7 protein-coding genes, 1 tRNA gene and 1 pseudogene are annotated in these 6,588 nt (G+C 39.6%); all 9 read left to right on the top strand.

What is annotated here, in order from left to right; all coding sequences use genetic code 11:
* Window positions 1-8 precede the first annotated feature (8 nt).
* Window positions 9-82: transfer RNA gene (locus SORDD27_RS08800), tRNA-Asn, on the top strand.
* 374 nt (window positions 83-456) lie between these two features.
* Window positions 457-771: a YdcP family protein gene (locus SORDD27_RS08795; protein WP_000420682.1), complete on the top strand. Its 315-nt coding sequence runs from the start codon at window positions 457-459 to the stop codon at window positions 769-771.
* A 15-nt stretch (window positions 772-786) separates the two neighbouring features.
* Window positions 787-1,173: a YdcP family protein gene (locus tag SORDD27_RS08790; RefSeq protein ID WP_000985015.1), complete on the top strand. Its 387-nt coding sequence runs from the start codon at window positions 787-789 to the stop codon at window positions 1,171-1,173.
* 28 nt (window positions 1,174-1,201) lie between these two features.
* Window positions 1,202-2,587: an FtsK/SpoIIIE domain-containing protein gene (locus SORDD27_RS08785; RefSeq protein WP_000813488.1), complete on the top strand. Its 1,386-nt coding sequence runs from the start codon at window positions 1,202-1,204 to the stop codon at window positions 2,585-2,587.
* Window positions 2,588-2,764: 177 nt separating this feature from the next.
* Complete coding sequence (gene mobT, locus SORDD27_RS08780) at window positions 2,765-3,970, top strand: MobT family relaxase (RefSeq protein ID WP_000398284.1); 1,206 nt, start codon at window positions 2,765-2,767, stop codon at window positions 3,968-3,970.
* A gap of 42 nt (window positions 3,971-4,012) precedes the next feature.
* Window positions 4,013-4,234 carry a hypothetical protein gene (locus SORDD27_RS08775; RefSeq protein ID WP_001009056.1) on the top strand — a complete coding sequence of 74 codons (222 nt, stop codon included), beginning with the start codon at window positions 4,013-4,015 and terminating at the stop codon, window positions 4,232-4,234.
* A 116-nt stretch (window positions 4,235-4,350) separates the two neighbouring features.
* Window positions 4,351-4,848 carry an antirestriction protein ArdA gene (locus SORDD27_RS08770; protein WP_000342539.1) on the top strand — a complete coding sequence of 166 codons (498 nt, stop codon included), beginning with the start codon at window positions 4,351-4,353 and terminating at the stop codon, window positions 4,846-4,848.
* Between the two features lie 88 nt (window positions 4,849-4,936).
* Window positions 4,937-5,329, top strand: coding sequence for a conjugal transfer protein (locus tag SORDD27_RS08765; protein ID WP_000723888.1), 393 nt, complete (start codon window positions 4,937-4,939; stop codon window positions 5,327-5,329).
* Window positions 5,313-6,588, top strand: a pseudogene (locus tag SORDD27_RS10460) (conjugal transfer ATPase TcpF); the annotation flags it as partial. The gene SORDD27_RS08765 and the pseudogene SORDD27_RS10460, both read left to right, overlap by 17 nt.

Raw genomic sequence — 6,588 nt, 5'->3', positions numbered from 1 at the left:
AGCTTTTATCCGCCATAGCTCAGTTGGTAGTAGCGCATGACTGTTAATCATGATGTCGTAGGTTCGAGTCCTACTGGCGGAGTATAAATCGAAACGTTCAACTGAGCGTTTTTTTTATGTAAAAATAGCATAAAAATCTAGTTATCCGCATAAAAACTGGACTTATCACACTTTATCAAGGTCAAAACCACTCAATTTACTACTAATTTACTACTTATGAATGAGCTTTGATACGACGATTTATCCTTGAAAAGTGAAGATATAAAGATACTTCCAATAAAATTTGAATATTTAATAGGTAGACACTTCAAAAAATGAGGTGTCTATTTTTTTACCCGATTTTGAAAGGAAGTGAACTTATGAAAACAAAAAATCAAGAATCAAAAGGTCGTTCCCCACTCTTTAAGACCATCAAACATTCATTCAGCCAATAAAAAAGAAAGGATAGGTAAAAATATGGAACTTAAATTTGTGATTCCCAACATGGAAAAAACATTCGGCAATTTAGAATTTGCTGGCGAGGATAAAGTCGTTCAGCGAAGAATCAACGGACGGCTAACTGTCTTATCAAGAAGCTATAATCTCTATTCTGATGTTCAAAGAGCAGATGATATTGTGGTGGTGCTTCCTGCTGAAGCTGGCGAAAAACATTTCGGCTTTGAGGAACGTGTGAAGTTAGTCAATCCACGTATTACCGCAGAGGGCTACAAAATCGGCACTCGTGGTTTTACAAATTACCTTTTACATGCTGACGACATGATAAAAGAATAAAGAAAGAGAGGAAAAATGATGAGATTAGCAAATGGCATTGTATTAGATAAAGACACGACTTTTGGAGAATTGAAATTCTCTGCTCTACGTCGTGAAGTGAGAATCCAAAATGAAGACGGGTCGGTTTCAGATGAAATCAAGGAACGTACCTATGACTTAAAATCCAAAGGACAAGGACGCATGATTCAAGTAAGTATTCCTGCCAGCGTGCCTTTGAAAGAGTTTGATTATAACGCACGGGTGGAACTTATCAATCCCATTGCGGACACCGTTGCTACTGCCACCTATCAAGGAGCAGATGTTGACTGGTATATCAAGGCAGACGATATTGTGCTGACAAAGGATTCTAGTTCATTCAAAGCTCAACCACAAGCAAAGAAAGAACCGACACAAGACAAATAGTCGCTAGGTAGAAAGGAGACTTTTTCGCATGAAACAGCGTGGTAAAAGGATTCGCCCATCTGGTAAAGATTTAGTCTTTCATTTTACGATAGCGTCACTCCTGCCTGTTTTCCTGCTGGTTGTCGGACTGTTTCATGTGAAGACAATCCAGCAGATCAACTGGCAGGATTTTAACCTATCACAAGCAGATAAGATTGACATTCCCTATTTAATTATCAGTTTCAGTGTCGCAATTCTTATCTGCTTGCTGGTAGCGTTTGTATTCAAACGGGTTCGCTATGATACGGTTAAACAACTTTACCACCGTCAAAAACTGGCAAAGATGATACTTGAAAACAAGTGGTATGAATCTGAACAGGTCAAAACAGAGGGTTTCTTTAAAGATAGTGCTGGTCGTACAAAGGAAAAGATAACCTACTTCCCTAAAATGTATTATCGACTTAAAAATGGCTTGATACAGATACGGGTGGAAATCACGCTGGGAAAATATCAAGACCAACTCTTACACTTGGAAAAGAAATTAGAGAGTGGCTTGTACTGTGAGCTGACGGATAAAGAGTTAAAGGATTCCTATGTGGAATATACTTTGCTCTATGACACCATAGCCAGTCGTATTTCTATTGATGAAGTAGAAGCTAAAGATGGTAAACTTCGCTTAATGAAAAACGTATGGTGGGAATATGATAAGCTCCCTCATATGTTGATTGCTGGTGGTACAGGTGGCGGTAAAACTTACTTTATACTGACACTGATTGAAGCCTTGCTTCATACAGATTCAAAACTGTATATTCTTGACCCGAAAAATGCTGATCTTGCGGACTTAGGTTCTGTGATGGCAAATGTCTACTATAGAAAAGAAGACTTGCTTTCTTGCATTGAAACATTCTATGAAGAAATGATGAAACGTAGTGAGGAAATGAAGCAGATGAAGAACTATAAGACTGGCAAAAATTATGCTTACTTAGGTCTCCCGGCACACTTCTTAATCTTTGATGAATACGTCGCTTTCATGGAAATGCTGGGAACAAAAGAAAACACCGCAGTTATGAATAAGCTGAAACAGATTGTCATGTTAGGTCGTCAAGCTGGCTTCTTTCTAATACTGGCTTGTCAACGTCCAGACGCAAAATATTTAGGCGACGGAATCCGTGATCAGTTTAATTTCAGAGTGGCTTTAGGTCGTATGTCTGAAATGGGCTATGGCATGATGTTTGGCAGTGACGTACAAAAGGATTTCTTCTTAAAGCGAATCAAAGGTCGTGGCTATGTTGATGTAGGAACAAGTGTCATATCAGAGTTTTATACTCCCCTTGTACCAAAAGGATATGATTTCTTGGAGGAAATTAAAAAGTTATCCAACAGCAGACAGTCCACGCAGGCGACGTGCGAAGCGGAAGTCGCAGGTGTGGACTGATCTTGCTGGCTGGTGTGGCAATAGCCACGCCAGCACTTAACCCCCCGTATCTAACAGGGGGGTACAAATCGACAGGAAACAGTCAAAAAAACATTAGAAAATCCTTTGGTTACAAGGGATTTACAAAATTTCAGCGTATGTCAAATGGGCTTTAAAAGTTGACATACGCCTTTTTGATTGGAGGGATTTTTACTGAATGAACAAACTTGGTTACAGCATTTAAAAGAAAAACGCTTGGCTTATGGACTATCTCAAAACCGTTTAGCCGTTGCGACTGGTATTACAAGGCAGTATCTAAGCGATATTGAAACAGGAAAAGTCAAGCCATCAGAGGATTTACAGCAGTCCCTTTGGGAAGCTCTGGAACGCTTCAATCCCGACGCTCCCCTTGAAATGCTGTTTGATTATGTAAGAATTCGCTTTCCGACAACAGACGTACAGCAGGTGGTCGAAAACATCTTACAACTGAAACTGTCCTATTTTCTTCATGAGGACTATGGTTTCTATTCTTATTCAGAGCATTATGCTTTAGGCGACATATTCGTCCTTTGCTCCCATGAACTGGACAAAGGAGTTCTGGTGGAATTGAAAGGTCGTGGGTGCAGACAATTTGAAAGCTATCTTCTGGCACAACAAAGAAGCTGGTATGAGTTCTTTATGGACGTTTTGGTGGCTGGCGGTGTGATGAAACGCCTTGACCTTGCCATTAACGATAAGACAGGGATTTTAAATATCCCTGTACTCACTGAAAAGTGCCAACAGGAAGAATGTATCTCCGTCTTCCGCAGTTTTAAAAGCTATCGCAGTGGCGAACTGGTACGCAAAGAGGAAAAGGAATGTATGGGAAACACCCTCTATATCGGTTCATTACAAAGTGAAGTTTATTTCTGTATCTATGAAAAGGACTACGAGCAGTACAAGAAAAATGATATTCCCATTGAAGACGCAGAAGTAAAAAACCGTTTTGAGATTCGATTGAAAAATGAGCGTGCCTATTATGCAGTCCGTGATTTACTCGTCTATGACAATCCAGAGCATACCGCCTTTAAAATTATCAATCGGTATATCCGTTTTGTAGATAAAGACGATTCCAAACCTCGTTCTGATTGGAAACTGAATGAAGAATGGGCTTGGTTTATTGGGAACAATCGTGAACGATTAAAACTAACCACAAAACCAGAGCCTTACTCCTTCCAAAGGACGCTGAACTGGCTATCTCATCAAGTTGCCCCGACCTTAAAGGTTGCGATTAAACTTGATGAAATCAACCAGACGCAGGTTGTAAAAGACATTCTCGACCATGCGAAACTGACAGACCGACACAAGCAGATTTTGAAGCAACAGTCAGTAAAAGAACAGGACGTGATAACAACAAAAAAATAACTCAAATACAAATTCATTGAATATAGAGAGGAGAACATTTTTATGAATTTTGGACAAAACCTTTATAACTGGTTTCTATCAAACGCTCAATCACTGGTGCTTTTAGCAATCGTTGTGATTGGCTTGTATCTTGGCTTCAAGCGTGAGTTTAGCAAACTGATTGGCTTTTTAATTATTGCGATTATTGCGGTTGGCTTAGTCTTCAACGCTGCTGGAGTAAAAGACATTTTACTAGAGCTATTCAATCGCATTATTGGTGCTTAAATAAAACCGTTCTTTTGTGGAATATAAGTGGTTTTCTTATGTTCCGCAAAGGAATGGTACACCAAACGAAGTGCGGTAGGGATTTTTGAATCTCTACAAAGAAAGGACGTGAATATATGGACGATATGCAAGTCTATATTGCGAATTTAGGCAAATACAATGAGGGCGAATTGGTCGGTGCGTGGTTTACCTTTCCCATTGACTTTGAGGAAGTCAAAGAGAAAATCGGCTTGAATGATGAATATGAGGAATACGCCATTCATGACTACGAGTTACCCTTTACGGTTGACGAATACACTTCCATTGGCGAACTCAATCGACTATGGGAAATGGTATCGGAATTACCCGAAGAATTACAATCGGAGCTATCTGCTCTGCTCACTCATTTTTCAAGCATTGAAGAACTAAGCGAACATCAAGAGGATATTATCATTCATTCCGATTGTGATGATATGTATGACGTGGCACGCTACTACATTGAAGAAACGGGTGCTTTAGGCGAAGTACCAGCTAGTCTTCAAAACTATATTGATTATCAAGCCTATGGTCGGGATTTAGACCTTTCAGGAACGTTTATCTCAACCAATCATGGGATTTTTGAAATCGTCTATTAAATCTGTCGGTACATTACTACTGGCAGATTTTCTATTTTACGGGGTGGCTCAATCAGCTACCCCTATTTTTTATGAAAGGATTGATTACATGAAGAAAATACGAAGCTATACCAGTATCTGGTCTGTGGAAAAGGTACTGTATTCTATCAATGATTTTAGACTTCCGTTTCCCATAACCTTTACGCAAATGACATGGTTTGTCGTGTCACTCTTTGCAGTGATGATACTTGGCAACTTGCCCCCTCTTTCCATGATAGAGGGAGCATTTCTCAAATACTTTGGGATTCCTGTGGCTTTCACATGGTTTATGTCTACAAAAACTTTTGATGGTAAAAAGCCTTATGGATTTTTGAAGTCTGTCATTGCTTATGCACTGCGACCAAAGCTGACCTATGCAGGAAAAAAAGTAACGCTTGGCAGAAACCAGCCACAAGAAGCCATTACAGCAGTTAGGAGTGAATTTTATGGCATATCCAATTAAATACATTGAAAACAATCTCGTCTGGAATAAAGACGGGGAATGTTATGCTTACTATGAGCTTGTTCCTTACAATTACTCATTTCTAAGTCCAGAACAGAAAATACAAGTGCATGATTCTTTCAGACAGCTTATCGCACAAAATCGTGATGGCAAAATTCATGCTTTACAAATCAGTACAGAATCCAGCATACGTTCTGCACAAGAGCGTTCCAAAAATGAAGTCACTGGCAAGCTCAAAGCGGTTGCCTATGACAAAATCGACCAACAGACAGACGCTTTAATATCCATGATTGGCGAAAATCAAGTGAACTACCGTTTCTTTATCGGCTTTAAGTTGCTTCTCAACGATCAGGAGTTTTCTATGAAAAGTCTTACCGTTGAAGCAAAAAATGCTTTGTCTGATTTTGTCTATGATGTGAACCATAAGCTGATGGGCGATTTTGTTAGTATGAGTAATGATGAAATCCTGCGTTTTCAGAAGATGGAAAAGCTCTTAGAAAATAAAATCTCTCGTCGTTTCAAAATCCGCAGGTTAGATAAGGACGACTTCGGCTATCTGATTGAACACCTTTACGGACAGACAGGCACTGCCTATGAAGAGTATGAGTACCATCTATCAAAGAAAAAGCTGGATAATGAAACGCTGATTAAATACTATGACTTGATTAAGCCTACTCGCTGTTTGGTGGAAGAAAAACAGCGATATTTGAAAATCCAGCAGGAAGATGAAACCGTCTATGTAGCTTACTTTACCATTAACAGCATTGTCGGAGAACTGGACTTCCCGTCCTCTGAAATCTTCTACTACCAGCAACAGCAATTTACATTCCCGATTGATACGTCAATGAATGTGGAAATTGTAGCGAATCGTAAAGCCCTATCTACTGTCCGCAATAAAAAGAAAGAACTGAAAGACTTGGATAACCACGCTTGGCAAAGTGATAATGAAACCAGCTCCAATGTGGCGGAAGCTCTGGAAAGTGTGAATGAGCTGGAAACCAATTTAGACCAAAGCAAGGAATCTATGTACAAGCTGTCTTATGTGGTAAGGGTATCAGCAAATGATCTTGACGAACTCAAACGTCGTTGTAATGAAGTGAAAGATTTTTATGACGATTTAAGCGTAAAACTGGTACGACCATTTGGGGATATGCTCGGCTTACATGAAGAATTTTTACCTGCCAGCAAGCGTTATATGAATGATTATATTCAATACGTGACCTCTGATTTCCTCGCTGGTTTAGGTTTTGGTGCTACTC

The sequence above is a fragment of the Streptococcus oralis genome (genome assembly GCF_001579025.1).
GTDB lineage: Bacteria > Bacillota > Bacilli > Lactobacillales > Streptococcaceae > Streptococcus > Streptococcus oralis_X.
Note: the sequence above shows the minus strand (reverse complement) of the source record. Positions and strands in the feature narration are given on the sequence as shown.

Bases quoted from the DNA above. Each gene is read 5' to 3' on its own strand.
- SORDD27_RS08795 (WP_000420682.1), top strand. From the start codon at position 457: ATGGAACTTAAATTTGTGATTCCCAACATGGAAAAAACATTCGGCAAT.
- SORDD27_RS08770 (WP_000342539.1), top strand. From the start codon at position 4,351: ATGGACGATATGCAAGTCTATATTGCGAATTTAGGCAAATACAATGAG.
- SORDD27_RS08790 (WP_000985015.1), top strand. From the start codon at position 787: ATGATGAGATTAGCAAATGGCATTGTATTAGATAAAGACACGACTTTT.
- SORDD27_RS08775 (WP_001009056.1), top strand. From the start codon at position 4,013: ATGAATTTTGGACAAAACCTTTATAACTGGTTTCTATCAAACGCTCAA.
- SORDD27_RS08765 (WP_000723888.1), top strand. From the start codon at position 4,937: ATGAAGAAAATACGAAGCTATACCAGTATCTGGTCTGTGGAAAAGGTA.
- SORDD27_RS08785 (WP_000813488.1), top strand. From the start codon at position 1,202: ATGAAACAGCGTGGTAAAAGGATTCGCCCATCTGGTAAAGATTTAGTC.